Annotated in this window: 21 protein-coding genes; 4 read left to right on the forward strand and 17 right to left on the reverse strand. The window is 67.3% G+C overall.

What is annotated here, in order from left to right; genetic code table 11:
• Window positions 1-40: 40 nt before the first annotated feature.
• From QNO06_RS13900 to pdhA, 3 genes are read right to left on the reverse strand one after another with little or no spacing between them, the layout of a single operon-like run.
• Window positions 41-1786 carry a dihydrolipoamide acetyltransferase family protein gene (locus tag QNO06_RS13900; protein WP_227912685.1) on the reverse strand — a complete coding sequence of 582 codons (1746 nt, stop codon included), beginning with the start codon at window positions 1784-1786 and terminating at the stop codon, window positions 41-43.
• The gene (locus QNO06_RS13905) at window positions 1783-2922 is read right to left on the reverse strand and encodes an alpha-ketoacid dehydrogenase subunit beta (protein WP_227912684.1); all 1140 of its coding nucleotides are present in this window, start codon (window positions 2920-2922) and stop codon (window positions 1783-1785) included. The genes QNO06_RS13900 and QNO06_RS13905 overlap by 4 nt, the downstream gene beginning before the upstream one ends.
• Before the next feature lie 16 nt (window positions 2923-2938).
• Window positions 2939-4087, reverse strand: a complete 1149-nt coding sequence (pdhA, locus tag QNO06_RS13910; protein ID WP_227912683.1) for a pyruvate dehydrogenase (acetyl-transferring) E1 component subunit alpha — start codon at window positions 4085-4087, stop codon at window positions 2939-2941.
• 187 nt (window positions 4088-4274) lie between these two features.
• Between pdhA and QNO06_RS13915 the strand changes: the two genes are divergently transcribed.
• Both QNO06_RS13915 and QNO06_RS13920 read left to right on the forward strand, forming a co-directional pair.
• On the forward strand, window positions 4275-4751 hold the full coding sequence (locus tag QNO06_RS13915) for an Lrp/AsnC family transcriptional regulator (protein WP_227912682.1): 477 nt from the start codon (window positions 4275-4277) through the stop codon (window positions 4749-4751).
• A 39-nt stretch (window positions 4752-4790) separates the two neighbouring features.
• Window positions 4791-5648 carry an SDR family oxidoreductase gene (locus tag QNO06_RS13920; RefSeq protein ID WP_227912681.1) on the forward strand — a complete coding sequence of 286 codons (858 nt, stop codon included), beginning with the start codon at window positions 4791-4793 and terminating at the stop codon, window positions 5646-5648.
• 359 nt (window positions 5649-6007) lie between these two features.
• Here the strand turns inward: QNO06_RS13920 and QNO06_RS13925 are convergent, their stop codons facing one another.
• From QNO06_RS13925 to paaA, 7 genes are all read right to left on the reverse strand, one after another.
• Complete coding sequence (locus QNO06_RS13925) at window positions 6008-6256, reverse strand: DUF6480 family protein (protein ID WP_227912680.1); 249 nt, start codon at window positions 6254-6256, stop codon at window positions 6008-6010.
• Window positions 6257-6411: 155 nt separating this feature from the next.
• The gene (locus QNO06_RS13930) at window positions 6412-7179 is read right to left on the reverse strand and encodes an enoyl-CoA hydratase/isomerase family protein (protein WP_227912679.1); all 768 of its coding nucleotides are present in this window, start codon (window positions 7177-7179) and stop codon (window positions 6412-6414) included.
• A gap of 9 nt (window positions 7180-7188) precedes the next feature.
• Complete coding sequence (paaE, locus tag QNO06_RS13935) at window positions 7189-8358, reverse strand: 1,2-phenylacetyl-CoA epoxidase subunit PaaE (RefSeq protein WP_227912678.1); 1170 nt, start codon at window positions 8356-8358, stop codon at window positions 7189-7191.
• Between the two features lie 2 nt (window positions 8359-8360).
• Entirely contained in the window at window positions 8361-8864 is a 504-nt protein-coding gene (paaD, locus tag QNO06_RS13940) for a 1,2-phenylacetyl-CoA epoxidase subunit PaaD (RefSeq protein WP_227912946.1), read from the reverse strand.
• A 5-nt stretch (window positions 8865-8869) separates the two neighbouring features.
• Window positions 8870-9688, reverse strand: a complete 819-nt coding sequence (paaC, locus tag QNO06_RS13945) for a 1,2-phenylacetyl-CoA epoxidase subunit PaaC (RefSeq protein WP_227912677.1) — start codon at window positions 9686-9688, stop codon at window positions 8870-8872.
• Entirely contained in the window at window positions 9685-10128 is a 444-nt protein-coding gene (gene paaB, locus QNO06_RS13950; protein WP_227912676.1) for a 1,2-phenylacetyl-CoA epoxidase subunit PaaB, read from the reverse strand. The genes paaC and paaB overlap by 4 nt, the downstream gene beginning before the upstream one ends.
• Before the next feature lie 2 nt (window positions 10129-10130).
• On the reverse strand, window positions 10131-11126 hold the full coding sequence (gene paaA / locus QNO06_RS13955; RefSeq protein ID WP_227912675.1) for a 1,2-phenylacetyl-CoA epoxidase subunit PaaA: 996 nt from the start codon (window positions 11124-11126) through the stop codon (window positions 10131-10133).
• Window positions 11127-11350: 224 nt separating this feature from the next.
• On the opposite strand from paaA, the gene QNO06_RS13960 reads away from it, so the two are divergent.
• Entirely contained in the window at window positions 11351-12022 is a 672-nt protein-coding gene (locus tag QNO06_RS13960) for a hypothetical protein (protein ID WP_227912674.1), read from the forward strand.
• On the opposite strand, the gene QNO06_RS13965 is transcribed toward QNO06_RS13960, so the two are convergent.
• The gene (locus tag QNO06_RS13965) at window positions 12019-12213 is read right to left on the reverse strand and encodes a helix-turn-helix transcriptional regulator (protein ID WP_227912673.1); all 195 of its coding nucleotides are present in this window, start codon (window positions 12211-12213) and stop codon (window positions 12019-12021) included. The two genes, QNO06_RS13960 and QNO06_RS13965, sit on opposite strands and share 4 nt — an antisense overlap.
• Before the next feature lie 2 nt (window positions 12214-12215).
• On the reverse strand, window positions 12216-12638 hold the full coding sequence (locus tag QNO06_RS13970; RefSeq protein ID WP_227912672.1) for a hypothetical protein: 423 nt from the start codon (window positions 12636-12638) through the stop codon (window positions 12216-12218).
• A gap of 146 nt (window positions 12639-12784) precedes the next feature.
• Here QNO06_RS13970 and QNO06_RS13975 point away from each other — a divergent pair, with 146 nt between their 5' ends.
• Window positions 12785-14962, forward strand: coding sequence for a S9 family peptidase (locus QNO06_RS13975; protein ID WP_227912671.1), 2178 nt, complete (start codon window positions 12785-12787; stop codon window positions 14960-14962).
• Here QNO06_RS13975 and QNO06_RS13980 read toward each other — a convergent pair.
• The 5 genes from QNO06_RS13980 to QNO06_RS14000 form a co-directional block, all read right to left on the reverse strand.
• Window positions 14959-16011, reverse strand: a complete 1053-nt coding sequence (locus tag QNO06_RS13980) for a LacI family DNA-binding transcriptional regulator (protein WP_227912670.1) — start codon at window positions 16009-16011, stop codon at window positions 14959-14961. The genes QNO06_RS13975 and QNO06_RS13980 overlap by 4 nt on opposite strands.
• The gene (locus QNO06_RS13985) at window positions 16008-17468 is read right to left on the reverse strand and encodes a GH1 family beta-glucosidase (RefSeq protein ID WP_227912669.1); all 1461 of its coding nucleotides are present in this window, start codon (window positions 17466-17468) and stop codon (window positions 16008-16010) included. Before QNO06_RS13985 ends, QNO06_RS13980 begins: the two co-directional genes overlap by 4 nt.
• On the reverse strand, window positions 17465-18412 hold the full coding sequence (locus QNO06_RS13990; RefSeq protein ID WP_227912668.1) for a carbohydrate ABC transporter permease: 948 nt from the start codon (window positions 18410-18412) through the stop codon (window positions 17465-17467). The genes QNO06_RS13985 and QNO06_RS13990 overlap by 4 nt, the downstream gene beginning before the upstream one ends.
• Window positions 18409-19368 (reverse strand): carbohydrate ABC transporter permease, encoded by a 960-nt coding sequence (locus tag QNO06_RS13995; RefSeq protein ID WP_227912667.1) that lies wholly within the window; start codon window positions 19366-19368, stop codon window positions 18409-18411. Before QNO06_RS13995 ends, QNO06_RS13990 begins: the two co-directional genes overlap by 4 nt.
• A gap of 105 nt (window positions 19369-19473) precedes the next feature.
• Window positions 19474-20772: an ABC transporter substrate-binding protein gene (locus tag QNO06_RS14000; RefSeq protein ID WP_227912666.1), complete on the reverse strand. Its 1299-nt coding sequence runs from the start codon at window positions 20770-20772 to the stop codon at window positions 19474-19476.
• Window positions 20773-21090 lie beyond the last annotated feature (318 nt).

Below are 21090 nucleotides of genomic sequence, written 5' to 3' on the forward strand. Positions count from 1 at the left end.
ACAGGTCAGTCGTTACAGGTCAGTCGTTTCGGATTGGCAGCTACAGGTCGGCCAGCACCCGGGCCGGGTTTTCGACGGCGTCGGCCACGTACCGCAGGAATCCGCCGGCAGTGCCGCCGTCGCAGACCCGGTGGTCAAAGACCAGGGTCAGCTCCGTCATTTTGCGTACAGCCAGCCGGCCGTCAACCACCCACGGTTTGTCGATAATGCGGCCTACGCCGAGGATGGCCGATTCGGGGTAATTGATGATGGCGGCGCTGCCGTCCACGCCGAACACCCCGTAGTTGTTCAAGGTGAAGGTGCCCGAGGTCAATTCGGCAGCGGTGGCGCGTCCCTCCTGTGCCGCAGCGGTCAGCCGGCGGATTTCGGTGTCCAGCTCGCGCGTTGACAGCGAATCGGCGCGCCGTACCGCGGGCACCATGAGCCCCCGCGGAGCCTGCACCGCTATGCCCAGATTCACTCCGTCGAAGGCCTCGACCGCCGCTTCGGCTCCCCCGCGGAACGCTGTCCCTGAGGCTGCGCCCGGGCGGGTGCCGGACTGTCCACCGGGACGGGCGCCGGCGCCTGCAGATTCCGCAGCCGCTTCCCCGGCCGGAACGTAGCGGGTATTCAGCTCCGGGTAGCGGGCCAGCCCGGCCAGGGTGAACCGGGCCAGGAAGGACAGCAGCGACGGAACGCCCTGGCCGTCCCGCGCCAGGTCGGCACGCAGTTCCACCAGGGCGGTCGCGTCCACGTCCACCCAGACCGTGGCCTCGGGGATCTCGGTGCGGCTCCGGCTGAGGGTCGCGGCTGCCGTGCGGCGCAGACCCCGTAGAGGGGTGCGGCTGGTGATGGCCAGTCCGGTCCGGGGATCCCGGGGTCCGGCCGGTATTGTGGCCGCCGTGCCAGCCGCAGGGGCCAGCGCCGGGGCCGGGGCAGGGGCCAGCGCCGGGGCCGGGGCAGGGGCCAGCGCCGGGGCAGGGGCCAGAGCAACCGCCGTCGGGGCAGCAACCGCCGCCGGGGCAGGGGCCACGGGCACTGAGGCGATGATGCCCGCGACAGGACCGTTGGCCGGCATCCCGCCCGGAACAGACTTGGCTGCCAGGGCCGATTGGACGTCGCGTCGCAGGATCAGGCCGTCCGGTCCCGTCCCGGTGAGACCCGTCAACCGCAGACCTGCGTCCCGGGCCATTCGGCGCACCAGCGGCGAGATGCAGCGCGGAGCTTCAGCGCCGGGATGCTGCTGCGCCGATCCGCCGGCGGCGCCGCGCTCCGCGGGGTTCGGCCCACCGGCTCGACGCTTGGGTGCGCGGGTACGCCGCGGCGCCCGGTCTGCTGCCGGGGTGCCGTAGCCGATCAGCACGTTTCCGGAACCGGCCTTTTCCTCCTGCCGGTAGGCCTCCCCCGCTGCGGAAGCCGCCGCTTCCGCAGTTCCCACCGCCGCAGCGGTTTCCAGTCCGGCAGCAGGCGCTGTTTCCAGTCCGGCAGCAGGCGCTGTTCCCAGCCCGGCTGAAGCGGCATTCGCGGTGTCCCCCTGCGACGGCTCTGCGGCCAACCGCCCCGCAGGAGCGGTATCCACCGAAATCAGGGGACGGCCGACGTCGACGCTCTCTCCCGCGCTGCCGTGCAGCTGCGCCACCCGCCCGGCGAACGGGGACGGAACCTCCACCAGGGACTTGGCTGTCTCCACCTCCGCCACTGGCTGGTCCACCGCCACGGTGTCGCCAACCGCAACGAGCCAGTTGACCAGCTCAGCTTCGGTAAGGCCCTCGCCCAGGTCCGGCAGCAGGAAAGTACGCACACTCATCGCGGCCCTCCCGCCTCTGCGCGGGTTTCCGTCTCGACGGCCCCCTCGTCACCGGCGTCCCCCTCGTCCCACTGCAGCTCGTCCACGGCCTCCAGGATCCGGTCCACGCCGGGCAGGAACCAGTGCTCCAGCTTCGGCGCAGGGTAGGGCACGTCGAAACCGGTCACCCGCAGCACCGGGGCGGCAAGGGAGTGGAAGCAGCGTTCCTGCACGCGCGCCGCAATTTCGGAGGCGACAGACGCGAACCCCGGTGCTTCGGCAATCACCACGGCCCGCCCCGTCCTGCGCACCGAGGCATCCACGCTGGCGTCGTCATACGGGACGATGGAGCGCAGGTCGATCACTTCCAAGGACCGCCCTTCCGCTTCAGCGGCAGCTGCGGCGGCCAGGGCTGTGGAGACCGACGGCCCGTAGGCAATCAGGGTGGCGTCCGTTCCGGAACGTGCAACGGCGGCCGTGCCGATGCCGCCGGCTGCCTCGGTCCCGGTCCGCACGGCATCATCGGCGGCGCGGCGCAGTGCCGGCAGATCAACGGTTTCCTTCGCCCAGTAGAGCTTTTTGGGTTCCAGGAAGACCACCGGGTCGTTGAGCCGCACCGCGGCGCGCAGCAGCGAATACGCGTCCGCGACGGTGGCCGGGGCCACCACGGTGAGGCCCGGGGTGTGCGCATAGTAGGACTCGGAGGAATCGCAGTGGTGTTCCACTCCGCCGATTCCGCCGGCGTAGGGAATCCGGATCACCAGCGGCAGCTTTACCTTGCCGCGGGTGCGGTTGGACATTTTGGCCGCATGGCTGACCACCTGCTCAAACGCCGGGTAGGCAAAGGCGTCAAACTGCATTTCCACCACCGGCCGCAATCCGTTCATCGCCATGCCCACGGCCATGCCCATAATGCCGGATTCGGCCAACGGGGTGTCGAAGCAGCGGTCGGTGCCGAAGCGGGCCGTCAGGCCGTCGGTGATCCGGAAGACCCCGCCCAACGGACCCACGTCCTCCCCGAAGACCACCACCGCGGGATCGGCGGCCATCTCGTCCGCGAGCGCCGCGTTGAGCGCCTTCGCAAAGGTCAGGGGGCCGCCGTCGGTCTCCGGTGCAGGCACCCCTGCGGGCCGGGCCTGCGTGCTGGTTGCTGCCATGGTGTGCGCCTTTCGGTCAGCCGCGGTCAAGTTCGCTGCGCAGCAGCCGGGCCTGCTCGGCCAGTTGCGGGGTGCGCCGGGTATACACGTGTTCGAACAGCTCCTGCGGGTCGGGAACGACGTCGGCGTTCAGGCCGTCGCGCATGGCGGCGGCAACCGCTTCGGCGTCGGCCGCGAGCTCGGTTTCCCGTGCATCGTCCAACAGCCCCAGTCCGCGCAGGTAGGTCCGGGTCCGGGCCAGCGGGTCCCGGGGCACCCAGTCCTGCACTTCTTCCGCGGTTCGGTACCGGGTGGCGTCGTCAGCATTGGTGTGCGGCTGCATCCGGTAGGTATGCGCTTCCACCAGGGCCGGGCCGCCGCCTTCCCGCGCCCGCTCCACCGCTGCGCCCAGGACGGCAAGGAGGGCCGCGACGTCGTTGCCGTCCACCCGCTCCCCCGGCATCCCGTACCCCACGGCTTTGTGCGCCAGGGAAGGTGCCACGGACTGGTTCCGCAGCGGCACCGAGATGGCGTACTGGTTGTTCTGGATAAAGAAGACCACGGGGAGGTGGAATACGGCGGCGAAGTTCAGGGCCTCGTGGAAGTCCCCCTCGCTGGTGGCGCCGTCTCCGCACAGTGCCAGGACCACAGTGTCCTCGCCCTTCAGCTTGGCTGCGTGGGCAACACCGACGGCGTGCAGCAGCTGCGTGGCGAGCGGGGTGGCCTGCGGTGCCACCCGGTGTTCATACGGGTCGTAACCGCTGTGCCAGTCCCCGCGCAGCAGGGTCAGCACCTGCAGCGGGTCAACGCCTCGGGACATGACGGCGACGCTGTCACGGTACGTGGGAAAGAGCCAGTCCTGGTCCCGAAGCACCGCGGCGGCGGCAACCTGGCATGCTTCCTGCCCGTGCGATGAGGGGTAGACGGCCATCCGCCCCTGGCGCACCAGCGCGTTGGCCTGGTCATTGATCCGCCGTCCGGTCACCAGCTGCGCGTACGCGTCCAGCAGGGCGTCTCCGGCGGGCAGAAGGTAGCTCGGGTGCACAGAGGCAGTGCCGTTGGCGTCGATCAGCTGCACCGGGGTGTCCGACGGGAGCAGGTTCTGCACAGCGGCGCCGGATGCGGCGTCGGGCACGCCGTTGGAGGAGGGGGCCGCCTGGGGCGGACGTCCGGGAGAGATGGTCATTACGAGCCTCCGTCCTTCAGTGCCCGCAGCGTCATTGCACGCGGGAACTTCTGTCTTGCCAGTATGCTGACCGGCGCGCAGGCATAGCCAGCATCCGCGGAAATCTTGGACGCATTGGACGGCCGGGAGTAATCTGATGGACACCTTGCAAATGTGACGCAGATTACTTGGGGAGAGCGTGGACATTATGGCAGCTACACCGGCAACCACAGCAACACCGAAGCCAACACAGGTGCTGGACGATATCGACCGGAAGATCCTGGCCGTCCTGAGGTCCGACGGCCGGGCGTCTTTTACCGCCGTGGCCCAGGCCGTGCACATTTCCCGGGCGCACGCCTATTCGCGGATCGCACGGCTCACCGACACCGGTGTCCTCAGCCGATTTACCGCCCTGGTGGATCCGGAAAAGGCCGGACTGGGCTCCTCCGCCTATGTCACCCTGAAGGTCCGCCAGCATGCCTGGCGGGAATTGAAGGACCGGCTCGTGGATATCCCGGAAATCCACCACATCGCGCTGGTGGGCGGTTCCTTCGACGTCATTGTGCTGGTCCGGGCCGAGGACAACGTCCACCTGCGGCGGGTCATCTTCGACCAGCTGCAGTCCATGCCCGGGGTCCTGGATACCCAGACGTTCCTGGTCTTCGAGGAACGCGACACCCGCTAGGACAAACGGCCCGCCGCCGGGACGCCTTACGCTGGGCGGATGACTTCCGCTGCCGTACCGTCCGCTGTCCCGTCCTCCGCTGTCCCGTCCTCCGCTTTCCCGTTGTCCGGACGGACCGCCGTCGTCACAGGTGTCAGCAGGCGCAGGGGCATCGGCTACGCCATTTCGTCCCGGCTGGCCGCCATGGGTGCCAACCTGTTCGTGCAGCACTATGCCCCCAACGACGAGGCCCAGCCGTGGGGTGCCGATTCGATCGACGACCTGCTGCGGGAGCTGCGCGGAAAACTGGTCGGTGATGCCCGGCTCGACCATGCGGGGATGGACCTGGCCCCGGCCGACGGCGCCCGGCAGCTCGTCGACGCTGCCCGGGACGCATTCGGACACGTGGACATCCTGGTCTGCAACCATGCAATGAGCGGCAGCGACGGGCGCCTGCTGGAGATGACGCCGGAGAAGCTGGACGCGCACTGGCAGGTGAACACGCGCTCCACCCTGCTGGCCACGCGGTACTTCGCCGAACAGCATGACGGACGCCCCGGCGGGCGGGTGATCTGGCTGACCTCGGGACAGTCCCAGGGGCCCATGCCTGCGGAAATCGCCTACGCGACGTCGAAGGGGGCACTGGCCGGGATCACGGCCTCGGTGGCTGACGACTTGATTGGCCGCGGCATAGTCCTCAACACCGTGAATCCGGGACCGGTCAACACCGGCTACCTCGACGACGCCACCAGGGACCGGCCCTCGGAGGAACTGGAGGCCGTGCTGGCCCACTTCCCGGGCGGCCGGTTCGGGGAACCCGACGATCCGGCGCGGCTCGTCGCCTGGCTGGTGAGCGACGAAGGCCGGTGGATGGTCGGCCAGGTACTGAACACCGAAGGCGGCTTCCGCCGCTGGTAAATGTTGCGCTCAAACCTAGACGGGCTGGCGCCCGGCAGAGGCAACCGCCGTGGCCAGGACTGAGTTAACGACCGTTTCGGAGCGGACAGATCCCAGTTCCTGCCGGAGTGCAGGGTGCTCCAGCAAATAGCTGAGGACATACGCGGACCCATACGGCTCAATGCACCTACACAAAGCCGCAGAATGAGCCATCCGGCACCGGGGCGGAACGGCGGCACGGGCGCCTCCGGGTGCCGTTCCACCAGTTCAAGCCGGTCTGAAACGGCCCGGTCTACCAGAGGGTGGAGGCAAACATGGCCGCGGCATACGACGGCGCCGGCAGCAACTGCTGCAGGCGCCGTGGTGCCGCGGGGGCGGGGTCAGTTCTCGTCGTGGCCCTGATCGGTGCTCATCTGGTCTTCTGCGGGAGGGGTTTCTCCCGGGGGAACACCGCCGCCGGGCTCCAACCCGGTGATGTTGCCATCCAGGGGATCCGGGTTGGTGCTACCGGCTTTCGCCTCGCTGTGCTCATGGTTGCCGGTGCCCTCCTGGGTCCCGGCGCCCTTTTGCGCGTCCTTGGGCTTGTCCGGATTAGCCGGATCGTTGTTCGGGTTGTAGCTGTCGGCCATGTTCCGCCTCCTGGTCTGTTTCCTGGTCCCGGCAAGCACGGTTGTAAGCATGCTTACGAGTTCTCTTCCAACCTAGCCCGGTGCGTGCCGCATCACAAGCCGGGACGCAATCCCCGGTGCTTCCGTGCGCTTCCGGACGGGATCCGGGACGCCGCTCAGCGCCGGAACACCGGCTTGCGCTTCTCCTTGAATGCTGCGAATCCCTCAGCGTAATCCGGTGTCCTGCTCAACCGCTCCTGCACCTCGTTTTCGGCATCGAGCGCCTCCCAGAAGCCCAGCCGCCGGTCCCGGATCTCCGCCACCAGCGCCTTGGAGGCCAGCAGCGCCCGGGCGGGACCGGCCGCTGCCCGCGCTGCGGCTTCCCGGGTTTGTGCGAGCAGGCCGGCAGGTTCCAGGGCGCGGCTGAACAGGCCGCCCGCCACTGCTTCGGCGCCGCTCATCAACTCGGCGGTGTAGATCAGGTCCAGGGTGCGGTGCGGGCCGAGCCGTTCGGTGAAGAGCCAGTGCCCGCCCGAATCCAGGGCCGCCCCCAGGTTCGCGAACGGCGAGCCGATCTTCGCGTCGGCGGCTACGTAGACGACGTCGGTGGCCGCGAGCAAACCCAGGCCAACCCCGAGGCAGGCGCCCTGCGCGGCAGCGAAGGTTGGCGCCGGGAAAGCGGACATTTTCCGCAGCAGCGGTTTTACGCCCTCCACCAGGTAACCCCGCGCATCATCATCCGCAGGGTTTACCCCGGAGATGTCCCGGCCGGCACAGAAACTGCGACCCTCCCCGAGCAGCAGCAGTGCGCGCACACCGGCCGCCGCGGCGTCGTCGTAGGCCCGTCCCAGCTCACCCAGTGCCTCGAAATCCAAGGCGTTGAGTTTCTGCGGGGCGTTCAGCAGGACCTCGGCCACCCCGTCCCTGATGCTCAGCTCGATCATCGGTGCCTCCTAGGCGTCGTAGTCCACGTTGACTTCGGTGCTGGTGGGCCGGCTCTGGCAGGTGAGCACGTAACCGGCTGCAAGCTCTTCCGGTTCCAGCGCGTAGTTCTCTTCCATCTCCACGGTGCCGGCCACAAGCTTGGCGCGGCAGGTCCCGCAGACGCCGCCGGCACAGGCGAACGGCACGTCCGGGCGCACCCGAAGGGCTGCATTCAGGATCGATTCCCGGGCATGGACCGGACTGGAGACCGACCCCTGCAGCCCGTCCAGCCGGAAGGTGATGCCGTAGTTTTCGCCCGAGCTGTCCGGCACAACGGGACGGCCGGATGAGCCTTCCGGCCGGTCCGGACGGCCGGTGGTGAACAGCTCGAACCGGACTTTGGCCGGATCGACTCCGCGTGCGGACAGGGCATCGCGGCACTGCTGAACCAGCTCGAACGGCCCGCAGAGGAACCATTCGTCCACAGCATCGGCCGGCAGGACCGTACCGATGAGTGCCGTGAGTTTCGCGGCGTCGATCCGGCCGGAGAGCAGCGGAGAAATGCGCTGTTCACGCGACAGCACGTGGTGCAGCGCGAACCGGGACGGGTAGCGGTCCTTCAGGTCCGCCAGCTCTTCGAGGAACATCACGTCCATGGCGGCCTTGTTCGCATAGACCAGGTCAAAGCGGGTGGTGGCCGAAGAGGCCAGGATGGTCCGGGCAATGGCAATGACCGGGGTGATGCCGGAGCCGGCGGCCACGGCGGCAAACACCTGCCCCTCAACCTGCTGGTGTGCCGGCATGTCCGCCCGGCCGCCGCTGTATGCCGCGGAAAGGGCGGCGGGCAGGGAGCGCGAAGTGAAGCTGCCGGCCGGACTCATCACGTCCAGCACATCCCCGGCCAACAGGTGCTCGTTGGCCCAGGAGGAGAACAGTCCGCCCAGGTCCCGTTTGATTGCCACCCGCAACTCCCCCGGGCGTGGCTCGGCGCAGATGGAGTAGCTGCGCCGCAGTTCGGTGCCGTCCAAAACCTTGCGCAAGGCAACATACTGCCCGGGCAGGTAGTGGTACGAATCCACCAGGTCCGGCGGCACCGCGAAAGTGACCTCGACGGCGTCTTCAGTCAGCCGGTGGACGGCCGCGACGGTCAGCGGATGGAAAACGGCACGCCGGGCGGGGGCGGCGGGAAGGACGGACATCTTCAGAGCACCTTGAAGTAGTCGAACGGTTCACGGCAGTCGCCGCAGACCCACAGCGCCTTGCACGAGGTGGACCCGAAGCGGGTCAGTTCGCGGGTATTCAGCGAGGCGCACTGCGGACACTTCACGCTCAAGCCCACCCGGACGGGGCCGGCCGCGGCGCGTCCGGACGGCGGGGCGATGCCGTAGGCGTCCAGCTTCGCCTTGCCGGCACTGCTCATCCAGTCGGTGGTCCACGCCGGGGCCAGCTCCAACCGGACCTGCACTCCGGTGTATCCGGCCCGGTGCAGGGCTGCGGTGACGTCCTCTGTGATGGCGTCCATGGCCGGGCAGCCGGAATAGGTGGGGGTGATGGCCACCTGGACCCCGGCCCCGGAAACCTCCACCCGGCGCAGGACCCCCAGGTCCTCGATGGTCAGCACGGGAATCTCCGGATCACACACCGTGGCGGCCACATCCCAGGCCGCCGCTGCGGCGGGGTCTGCCGGGCGCAGGGCGGATTCCATCACGCTCACCACGTGGCACCCGGGTGTTCACGGGCCAGGACCTGCATTTCCGCGAGCATATAGCCGAGATGCTCGCTGTGCCGGCCCTGCCGTCCGCCGCCGGGCGCGGGCTGGACCATGGGCACCTCCAGCTCGGCCTCCCGGAGCACGGCGGAAATGTTGCGTTCGAAGGCCGGTTTGAGGGTGGACGGCAGCACGGCCCGGTCCCCCAGGGCGGTAACCAGGGCGTCGTCGTCGAACAGTTCACCCACGTAGGGCCAGGTCAGTTCCAGCGCCCGGATCATCCGGCGACGGGACTCGTCGGTGCCCAGCCCCAGCCGCAGCACCCACTGGGCACTGTGGTCGCGGTGGTAGTCCACTTCCTTGACCGCCTTCGCTGCGATGGCGGCCAGGGTTGCGTCAGCACAGTGCTGCAGGGCGCTGTACAGCTCAAACTGGTAGACGGAGACGGCGAACTGCCGGGCAATGGTCCGGGCGAAGTCACCGTTGGGCTGCTCCATCAAGTGCGCAGAGCGGAACCCGGATTCCCCGCGCCAATAGGCCAGGTCATCCTCGGTCCGCCCGTCGGCGCTGCCGGCGTAGGTCAGGAAGGATCGGGCATGGCCCATCAGGTCCAGGGCTATGTTGCCCAGCGCCACGTCCTCCTCAAGTTCCGGGGCACGGGAAATCCACCAGCCGAGCCGCTGGGCCAGCACCAGCGCGTCGTCGCCCAGCCGCAGCGCATATTCGGCCACATCGGCGGGTGCACGGGTTCCGGCGGCGGCAATGTCTTCCGGGCGCAGGGCGTTGCCCGGGGTAATCCGGGTGGCGCTGTCCGAGCTCACAGGTGCTTCACCCCTTCGGATTCCGTGTAATAGGTGGCGTGCCGGTAGTCCTTGCCCTGCGGGGACTCGAAGAACTGCCCCTTCGCGTCCGGGTCGCTGGCAATGATGGCCGACGCCGGGACCACCCAAAGCGAGACGCCCTCGTTCCGCCGGGTGTAAAGATCGCGGGCGTTCCGCAGGGCCATCTGGGCATCGGGGGCGTGCAGGGACCCGGCATGGACGTGCGACAGGCCGCGGGAGGAACGGACAAAGACTTCCCAGAGCGACCACGCACCGGCCGGGACGGCAGGCTGCGGGGCAACTGGAGCCGCGGCGGCAGGCTGCGGGGCAACTGGGGCCGCGGCGGCTGCAGTCTCAGTCGCGGGGGCCGCCTGAGTCTCCGTGGCAGCCTGAGCGGCGGGACGGGAGCCGTCGTCGCCGGTTGTTGATCCACCAGTCATGGCTATGCCGCTCCTTCCCGGGACTGCCGGGCCGACTGCCGGGCGGCGTAGGCCGCAGCGGCCTCACGGACCCAGGCGCCGTCTTCGTGCGCTTCGCGGCGGCGTGCCAGCCGCTGGGAGTTGCAGGGGCCGCGGCCGGCGAGGACCTCACGGAACTCGTCCCAGTCCAACGGTCCGTGCTCCCATTTGCCGCTTTCGTCATTGAGGCGGATGTCCGGGTCCGGCAGCGTCAGGCCCAGCACCTTGACCTGTTCCACGATCATGCCCACGAACCTGGAGCGCAGTTCGTCGTTGGAGAAGCGCTTGATGTTCCAGGCCATGGACTGGCGCGAGTTGGGGGAATCGTCGTCGGGCGGGCCGAACATCATCAGCGATGGGGCATACCACCGGTTGATCGCATCCTGGGCCATTTCCCGCTGGGGCTCGGTGCCGCGGGCAAGTTCCAGCAGGATCTCGAAACCCTGCCGCTGATGGAAGGATTCTTCCTTGCAGATCCGAACCATGGCCCGGCCGTACGGTCCGTAGGAGGCGCGGCATAGCGGGACCTGGTTGCAGATGGCCGCGCCGTCCACCAGCCAGCCGATTGCCCCCATGTCCGCCCAGGTCAGAGCGGGATAGTTGAAGATCGACGAGTAGCGGGCCTTGCCGGCAATGAGGCCTTCGGTCATCTGTTCCCTCGGCGTGCCCAGGGTTTCAGCTGCGGAATACAGGTACAGTCCGTGTCCGGCTTCGTCCTGGACCTTGGCCATCAGGATGGCCTTGCGCTTGAGCGAGGGCGCCCGGGAAATCCAGTTCCCTTCCGGCTGCATCCCAATGATTTCCGAGTGTGCGTGCTGGGAGATTTGCCGCACGAGGGTTTTCCGGTATGCATCCGGCATCCAGTCCCGCGGTTCCACCCGTGTGTCGGCGGCGATCAGCCTGTCAAAGTGTTCTTGCCCGCCGGAACCGCTTCCGGTCTCCGCACTGAGAGCTGTCCGGCCCATATTTTCCCCGCTCATCATCCCGACCCCGCTCATCCCAACCGCACTCGTCCCAACCGCGTTCGTCCCAACCGCACCCGGTGCAACGCGCCGCAGGCATTGAATCCCCGCCTCAGTGGACGGCAGTATTGCTACCGACCGTATTATTTACCGACCGTTCGTTCAGAATATGGAGAGTGGATACGAGGGTCAAGACCCTATGGAAAACTGAACACAGAGAGTTCAACGCGGAGAGGATTGACATGGGTACCCCCGAACCCGATGCCGGGCGCCGGATACCGGGCGCCCCTGCAGGTGCTGCTCCGGGCGGTGTTGGTCCGGCCGGTGCTGACCTTGCCGGGGCTGACCCGGCCGGTGTTGGTCCGTCCGGTGCTGCCCTTCCCGGACCGCGGCCCGAGGACCGGGAGGAACGGCCGGCCGTTCGTTCGGCAGCGGTGGTCATTGTGCCAACGCTCCTGGGACTGCTGGGCTTTTTCGCCGTGGCGGCCGCGGTGACCTCCGATGCCGCTACCGTCAACGTCACTGCGCCGGGCCTGCTGCTGGCCTTCACCGCCCTGGTTGTTGCCGGGGTCAGCCCGCTCTACGCACGCAATCCCACCTGGCGTTCCCTGCGGCGTCCGGCCCTTCTCCTGGCAGCCTGCCTGGTGGTGGAAGCCGTCCTCCTGCTGGCTGCACCGCACTTGGTCCTGTTCTCGCTGCCGGCACTTCCGCTGGCCCTGGCAGGGGGCACCGTCCTGCTGGGCACCAGCCTCTGGGGGCAGTTCCGCAAGGGCCCGGCGCCGGAACCGGCACTGCTCCCCCGCCGCGAGATGCCGCCGCGGCCCTTCACCTCGACCCTCCTGGTCGTGGCGGTGAACTGGCTGCTTTTCCTCAGCGTGGGAGCGCTGTGCGCTTGGTTGCTGCTGGGCGACTAGCCCCCGGGCAGGAACAGGTCTTCAATATGCCGGCCCAACACGCGGGCCAGGCTAAAGGCCAGCGGCAGGGACGGATCAAATTTGCCCTTCTCGATGGAAATCACCGTCTGCCGGGAGACCCCCAGGCGTTCGGCCAACTGCACCTGTGATAGTCCCAGGCGCAGCCGCTCCTGGGCCACGCGGTTCTCCATGCCTAAGAATTCCGGTGCCGGGCAACGGCATAACGCAGTGTCCAGGCCCCCAGCCCGGCCGCACAGTACAGCGGCAGCGGCGCGGCCCAACCTGCCACTGCCTGCACCACCACTCCGGCGGCCAGCAGCACTATCAGGTCCGTGAATGCCGCAGCTGCGGCATCCCGCGTCCAGGAGCGTTCGACGTCGGCGGCTGAGTCCGTGTCCAGCCGGCGGGTTTCCCCGGCGTTCAGCACCAGCATCCAGAACGCCGCCGCCGCCACCGGGCCCACCGCCGCGGCGAAGACCGGCACATACAGCGCCGGGTCCCCACCGGTCCGCAGCGCCGCGGCCCAGCCAAGGAGCGCACCGGCGGCCGCACCACTTGCTGCAGCCGCACCAATCGTCAGGAGGCGGGTGCGGCCGCCCTTCGTCTCGGAAGTCATGGCCTGGAGCATGCCATGCCGACTCCGGAGATGTAAAGCGTGCTTTACATCCCCGCCCGCTGACGCCGGGGGTCCGCGGGCTAAGCCGCGAGCATAACGCCAGCGCGGTCCTTCGACGCCGCGGCCCGGATGGATATATTCGAAGCATGACTACTCCCCAGCCCCCGGTTGCCAAGAAAGTCCCGACTGAACGCACCCACCACGGTGACACCTTCATCGACAACTATGAGTGGCTGCGGGAGAAGGAAAACCCCGAGGTGGTTGCCCACCTGACCGCGGAGAATGCGTACGCCACCGAGATCACGGCCGATCAGGAGCCGCTGCGCGAGGAGATCTTCAACGAGATCAAGAACCGCACTGAGGAGACGGACCTCTCCGTTCCGGCCCGCAAGAAGGGCTGGTGGTATTACACCCGCACCGAAGAGGGCAAGCAGTACGCCATTCACTGCCGCACCGCCGCCCAAGACACCGGGGACCTCGACGCCGACTGGACGCCGCCCGCCGTCCTGCCGGGCGTCCCGGTGGAAGGCGAACAGATCCTCGTGGACGGGAACGTGGAAGCCGAAGGCAAGCCGTTCTTCTCCCTGGGCGGACTGGCCGTGACCGAGGACGGCAACCTGCTCGCCTACTCCGAGGACAACGCCGGCGACGAGCGTTTCACCCTGCGGATCAAGGACCTGCGCACCGGGGAGCTGCTCCCGGACACCATTGCCAACGTTTTCTATTCGCTGGCCTTCGCCCCGGACGGCACCCGCGTCTTCTACACCGTGGTGGATGATTCCTGGCGGCCGTACCAGATCAAGGCGCATACCCTGGGCACCCCGGTGGAGGACGACGTCGTGATCTACCAGGAAGACGACATTGCCATGTGGACCGGCTTCGACCTCTCCGCAGACCGCAGGCAGCTGCTGATCGGCATTAGCAGCTCCGAATACAGCGAATACCGCGTGCTGGACTTCGCCGATCCCACGGACACGGTCCGCACCCTGATTCCCCGCAGCGCACACATCCTTTACGAGGCCGAGCCGCTGACCCTTGACGGCCGCCGCCAGTACCTCCTCACGCACAACCGCGGGGCGCTGAACTCCATGCTTTCGCTGGTGGACGAGGCCGAATTCGACAAGCCCCTGGACGAGCAGCAGTGGCGCACCGTGATCGCCCACGACGACACCGTGCGGGTCAACGGCGCAGCCGTCACCGCCACGCATGTGCTCGTCTCGGTGCGGAAGGACACCACCGAGCGGGTGCAGATCCTCCCGGTTGACGGCCTGGGCACCGGCGCGCAGGGTTCCCCGGTGGAACCGGCCTTCGACGAGGAGCTCTACACCGCCAACCTGGCCAACGCAGAGTTCGACTCCCCGATCATGCGGCTCAGCTACACCTCCTTCCTTACCCCGCCGCGGGTCTACGACTACGTGCTGGCCACCGGCGAATTGGAGCTGCGTAAGGAAACCCCGGTGAAGGGCGGCTACCGGTCCGAGGACTACGTAGCCGAACGTGATTGGGCGACGGCGGCGGACGGCACCCGCATTCCGCTCTCCGTCATCCGGCGGGCGGACCTGCAGCGGGACGGCAGCAACCCGGCCCTGGTCTACGCCTACGGCAGCTACGAAATGAGCATGGACCCGGGGTTCAACGTAGCCCGGCTCTCGCTCCTGGACCGCGGAGTGCTGTACGTGGTGGCGCATGTGCGCGGTGGCGGAGAAATGGGCCGCTCCTGGTATGACAACGGCAAGAAGCTGCACAAGAAGAACACCTTCACCGACTTCGTGGATGCCACGGACGCGGTGGCGGCGTCCGGGTGGGCGGATCCGGACCGGATCGCGGCCATGGGCGGCTCGGCCGGCGGCCTGCTGATGGGCGCCGTCGCGAACCTGGCGCCGCAGAAGTACCGCGCCATCGTGGCGCAGGTGCCGTTTGTGGACGCGCTGACCAGCATCCTTGACCCTGATCTGCCGCTCTCGGCCCTGGAATGGGAGGAATGGGGCAATCCCATCACCGACCCCGAGGTTTACCGGTACATGAAGGAATACACGCCCTACGAGAACATCCGGGCCGTGGACTATCCCAAAATCGCCGCCGTCACCAGCTTCAATGACACCCGTGTGCTGTACGTGGAACCGGCCAAGTGGGTGGCCCAGCTGCGCGAAACCACCACCGGCAGCGAGCCTATTGTGCTCAAGATCGAAATGGACGGCGGCCACGGCGGGGCTTCCGGGCGGTACGAGGCCTGGAAGGACCGCGCCTGGGACTACGCATTCATCCTGGCCGCCCTGGGCGCCCGGGACCTGCTGCCGGCGGCCAAACGGGAGAACGCCGCCTAGGCGGACTGCCGGATGACCAGTTCCGGCGGGTAGATAGCCGGTTCCAGGCGCGAACCGGGCTCCTCGATTTCGCGCAGCAGCATTTCGGAGGCGCGCCGTGCCATCTCGACCATCGGGTTCACCACCGTGGTCAGCCCGGGCTTGCTCGAGGCGGCCAGCTGGTGGTTGTCATACCCCACCAGCGCCACGTCCCCGGGAACCGACAAGCCCCGCTCGCGCAGGACGGTCAGCACACCCAGGGCCATGAGGTCCGACGCCGCGAAGATGGCGTCAATCCCCGGATCGGCGTCCAGCAGCCGGGCCGCTGCCGCTGCGCCGCCTTCGGTGGTGAAGTGCCCGGACTCCGCGCCGGCAGAGACCAGCCCTGCCTCAGCGAGTCCGGCACGCCAGCCCTCCGTGCGGTCCTGCGCAGCGGTCATGTCCGCCGGTCCGGTCACCGTGGCGATCCGGCGGTAACCGCGGCCGGCAAGGTGCCGCGCCGCGAGCAGTCCGCCGGTGTAGTTGTCCGTATCCACGAACACCAGTCCCTGGCGGCCATGCCACGGCCGGCCGATGAACACGGCCGGCAGCGGCGCGTCCGCCAGTTCGATTTCCAGGGCGTCCGCCTTGTGGTGCGAAACAACAATGGCCCCGTCCACGTGGCCGCTGCGCAGGTACCGGATGATCTGGCCCGCTTTCTCCCCCTGCCGGGCAATCAGCAGCACCAGCTGCACTTCGGTATCAGCCAGCGACTCGGTGATCCCATTGAGGGTCATGGCGAAGAAGGGATCCACCAGGACCCGGCCGTCCGGTTCGGGAATCACCAGGGCAATCGAGTCGGCACGGCTGGTGGCCAGCGACCGGGCTGCCCGGTTGGGGGTGAAGCCCAGCTCTCCGATAGCGGCGTCAATGGCCGCCTGCGTCCGGGCACTGACCCGGGCCCCGCCGTTGATCGCCCGCGACACGGTGGAGCGGGAGACGCCGGAAAGCGCCGCCACATCTTCCAGTGTGGGACTGCTGCGGCGGGGCTTGACCTGCGTTCCGCGGGTGCCCTGGTTGAGGGAGCTCACTGAATCGACGATACGACATCCGGTGCGGCCGCGGAGGACCTTTCCGGCAAGGCATTGGTACGTGCGGTTTCGGCGAACCACCGGGCGCTGGCCTTCGGGGTGCGGACCTGGGTCTGGTAGTCCACATGGACAATGCCGAACCGCTTCGCGTAGCCCCAGGCCCACTCAAAGTTGTCCATGAGCGACCAGGCAAAGTAACCGCGGACGTCGACACCGTCGGCTGCCGCATCGCGGACAGCCTGCAGGTGCGCTTCGATGAACCCCAGCCGGTCCTCGTCCTGGACCACGCCGTCAACCACAACGTCGTCGTCGAACGCGGCGCCGTTTTCCGTGATGTACAGCGGCACCCCGGCGGGCCCGGTGTAGTCGCGCTGCAGCCGGAGCAGGAGGCGGTGCAGGCCCTCGGGCTGGATTTCCCACCCCATGTTCGTCACCGGCAGTCCGCGGGGCACGGAGTAGACCCCGTCCGCGGCGGGATACGGGCTGGCCGACGGCCGCGAAACGGGTGCCTCGGTGCTCCGCAGTGTGGCCGGACGCGTCTTGGTGACGGCCTCGCCGTGGTAATAGTTCACGCCCAGGAAATCGACCGGTGTGCTGATGACCGCCATATCCCCTTCGCCGATGTGCTGTACCAAACCGTATGGGGCCAGATCAGCGAGGACGTCCTCGGGATAACTGCCGCGGAAAACCGGGTCTGCGAACACCCGGTTGAACTGCCCGTCGATCCGGCGGGCGGCGTCCACGTCGTCGGGGTTCTCAGGATCCAGCGGATCCGCGACGGTGAAGTTCAGGGTCAGGCCCACGTCCAGGGACGCATCGCGGGCCTTCAGCTCCTGCGCGGCAAGTCCGTGGCCGAGCAGCAGGTGGTGGTTCGCGGCCACGGCCAGGGACCGGTCCTGCAGTCCGGGTGCGTGCTCGCCGCTTGCGTAGCCGAGATAGGCGGAGCACCAGGGCTCGTTCAATGTGGTCCATGCCTTCACCCGGTCCCCCAGGGCGTCATGGACGCTCAGGGCGTACTCGGCAAAGCGGTAGGCAGTGTCGCGGTTGGCCCAGCCCCCGGCGTCCTGCAGCGCCTGCGGCAGGTCCCAGTGGTAAAGGGTCAGCCAGGGCTTTATTCCGGCGTCGAGCAGTTTGTCAGTGAGCCGGCTGTAGAAGTCCAGGCCGGCCGGGTTCACTGCGCCGCCGTCGGGCCGGATCCGCGCCCAGGAGGTGGAGAAGCGGTAGGAAGCCAGGTTCAGCGACTTCATCAGGGCCACGTCTTCATCAAAGCGATGGTAGTGGTCGCAGGCGACGTCTCCGTTCTCGGCGTTGACCACTGCGCCCGGGACCCGGCTGAAGGTGTCCCAGATGGAGGCCTTGCGGCCGTCTTCCCACGCGCCACCCTCGATCTGGTAGGCGGCGGTGGCCGCCCCCCACAGGAATCCCGTGGGGAAGTTTCCGTTGGTGTGCTGCGTCATCCCTTAACCGCTCCCTGCATAATTCCTGCAACCAGGTGCCGTCCTGCGACGGCGAAAACAATAAACAGCGGAATGGTGGAGAGCACCACTCCGGCAAGGACCACCGAGTAGTCCACGAAACGAGCCGACTGCAGTTGCGCCAAGGCCACCGGCAGCGTCGGATTCTGCGCGTTGAGCACAATCAGGGGCCAGAAGAAGTTGGTCCATGTGGCAACGAAGGTGAACAGTGCCAGCATGGCGGCAGCCGGTCGGGCGGCCGGCAGGGCCACGTGCCAGAACGACTGCCACATGTTCGCGCCGTCCATCCGGACGGCTTCAATCAATTCGTCCGGCAGGGCGTCCTGGAGGTACTGGGTCATCCAGAACACGCCGAACGCGGTGACGAGCCCGGGAATGATGACGGCGCCCATGGTGCCGGTCCAGCCGAGTTTGGACATCACGATGAACAGCGGAATGACGCCGAGCTGCGTGGGAACGGCCATGGTGGCCACCACGAAGACCAGCAGCACCTTCGAACCCTTGAAGCGCAGCTTGGCGAAGGCGAAGCCGGCCAGGGAGGAGAAGATCACCACGGAGGCCGCCGTCACTGTGGAGACAAGGACGCTGTTGCCCAGGGCCCGCCAGAACGGGATGGTGTCGAGCACTGTTGCGGCATTGGCAAAGAAGTTACCGCCGGGGATCAGCGGCACCCCCTTGGCAATTGCGGTGCTGTCGTGGCTGGCGGCCAGGACGGACCAGAGGATCGGCAGGGCTGAGCCCAGGATCACTGCTCCGAGCAGCCCGTAGGTGAGGAAGCCGGGCCGCTTGTTGTACCCGCCCGTCTTCGCCGCCCGGACATTGACCCGTCCCGGACGCTGGTCCTGCCCGCCGCGGTCACGGCGTCGCTTGGCTGCTTCGGCGGCCTTGCGGCCGGCGGTCTGTTCGACCATGGGTACGGAAGTCATTTCCGTCCTCCCTGGGTGGCGATGCGTCGGGTGATGAAGAAGTTCAGTGCGGCGATGACCACGATGATGACGAACAGCAGCCAGGCCACTGCAGAAGCACGTCCCAGGTTGCGCTGACCCCAACCCAGTTCCCAGATGTAGATCGTCAGGGTCTGCCATTGGCGGTCTGCACCGCCGAGCCCGTACGTGTCGAAGACGCGGGCCTCGTCGAAGATCTGCAGTCCGCCGATGGTGGCGGTGATGACAACGAAAATGACGGTCGGGCGCAGCATGGGCACGGTAATGGAGATGAACTGCCGCCAGCGGCTGGCGCCGTCGATAATCGCGGCCTCGTACATGTCCCGCGGGATCGCCTGCATGGCGGCCAGGAAGATCAGCGCGTTGTAGCCGGTCCAGCGGAAGTCCACCATGGTCGCAATCGCGACGTGGCTGGCCAGGGAGTTGGCATGCCAGGGAATGGCCGGGAGTCCGATGGAGGTCAGCGCACCGTTGATGGCACCCGACTGGTCAGCGAAGAGGTTGCCGAAAATCAGGCCCACAGCTACGGGGGCAACGATGTAGGGCACGAGCACACCCATGCGCCAGAAGGTCTTGGCGCGGAGGTTGGCATCCAGGACAGCAGCAATGGCAATGGCCAGAATGATCTGGGGCACTGCGGAGATCAGGAAGATGCTGAAGGTGTTGCCCACCGCATTCCAGAAATACGGCTGGGAGAGCACAAAGGTGAAGTTCTCGACGCCGGTGAAGCCCTGGTTGCCGCCGATCAGGTTCCAGTTGTGCAGGGAAACCCATCCGGTGTAGATCAGCGGGAACAGCCCGACGATGGCGAAGATGATGAAAAACGGCGAAACGTAAAGGTACGGGGAGACTTTGACGTCCCAGCGGGCCAGCCGGCTGCTGAACCCTAACCGCCGTACCGGCGTCCGCGCTGCCGGCGGCTTGACGGTGACAGCCATGGCTGACTTCCTAACGTTCAAGGGGGGAAGAAGTTGGGTCCGGTGCCTGCAGCGCCCTCCTGCGGACTACACACAGTGGCAGCCGCAGGCACCGGAGGTTAGGGGCTACTGCAGGGCGTCGACGCTGGCGACGAACTTCTCCCAGGAGGAGTTGGCGTCATCGGTCTTGAGGACATCCACCCGGTTCAGTGCCTGGGCCATGTTGGTGTTGATGGTGAAGTAGTTCGGACCCTTGAACGGAGTCATGGTGACCGCGTTGGCCCGGTCCACCAGGATCTTGCCGACCGGTGCGTCATTGAAGAATTCGTTTGTGGAATTCAGCAGGGTGTCGGACTCGTAGGCCTCAGTCTGGCTGGGGAAGGTGCCCTTGGCTTCGAAGGCCTTGATCTGCTGTTCAGGGGCGGTGAGCCACTGGGCCAGCTTGATGGCCTCTTCCTGGTTCTTGCCCTGGGTGGGAACGGTCAGGTAGGAACCGCCCCAGTTTCCGCCGCCGCCCGGGAATACGTTGGCAATGTCCCAGCCTTCAACGCCGGCCGCGTTGCCTTCGATGCTGCCCAGCATCCAGCCCGGGCAGAGGGTGGTGGCAAAGGCGCCGCTCTGGAAGCCCGCCTCATAGTCATCGGACCACTGTTCCAGGTGGGCGGAGAGGTCCTTATCCACGGAGTTCTCGAGGACCTTGGTGTAGATCTCCTTCACTTCCGGGTTCTCGGTGGCAATGACTTTGCCGTCATTTTCCTCGTAGGCGTTCTTCACCTGGTTGATCTGGCCCTGGTAGACGGCCATGGCCGAGTCGTACCACGCGGCGTCGGACTTGGCGGTGAACTGCTCGCCAACCTCGAAGTAGTGGTCCCAGTCGCCCTCGAGCAGCTTGGCAACTTCCTCGCGGTCGGTCGGCAGGCCGGCAGCGGCGAAGAGGTCCGCCCGGTAGCAGACGCCTTCCGGACCGACGTCGGTGCCGTAGCCGATCAGCTTGCCGTCAACTGTGGCGTCTTCTTCTTTCCAGTCCAGCCAGCGCCCTTCGACTTCCGGGCTGGCAAGATCCGCGAACTGGTCCGAATACTGCTTCAGCTCCGGCAGCCAGTCAACTTCGATGCCTTCAATGTCCGACAGGCCCGACCCGGCTGCCAGCTTGGTGTTCAGGTTGTCATGCGCGTTGTCGGAGGTAGCCTTCTTGTCGTGCACGATCTTCACGTTCGGGTTGGCGGCCTCGTACTCCTTGAAGAGATCCTCGTAGCCGAACTCGTTGAACGTGCTGACGCTGAGCGTCACCTTTCCGTCATCTCCTGATGCTCCGTCGTCGCCGCCTCCGCAGGCGGTGAGCAGAAGGGCTGCGGCTGCGACCGATGCGGCAACCGCGGGACCCCGGCGGCGTGCGCGGCCTGCCGATGTGGGTTTGGTACTCATTGCTGACTCCTTTGTCGGATTACGAGTGCACGAGTGCGTGGCGGGTGTTTACGCGCCTGCCGTGCGGTTGCCTAACGGATGCGCCCGGGTGCCTGCTCCGGCGGTTGTGCCGGCGGTGTGGGAGCGCTCCCACAAGCGATGCCTAAATGCTGATGTGTGGTGCATCACATGTCAAGTGGGAGCGCTCCCACGTTTCACGAAAACTCGCGGCAACCGGGTATAACCAGAGGTCAGGGGCAGGTAAGACAGGCTCAGGTTACCGGATTGTTATCTGGATCCCCGCTCCTGCCATGCCCGGAAGTTGGCCCTCCGCCCGCA

Source organism: Arthrobacter sp. zg-Y20, assembly GCF_030142075.1.
In the GTDB taxonomy this organism is placed as follows: Bacteria; Actinomycetota; Actinomycetes; order Actinomycetales; family Micrococcaceae; genus Arthrobacter_B.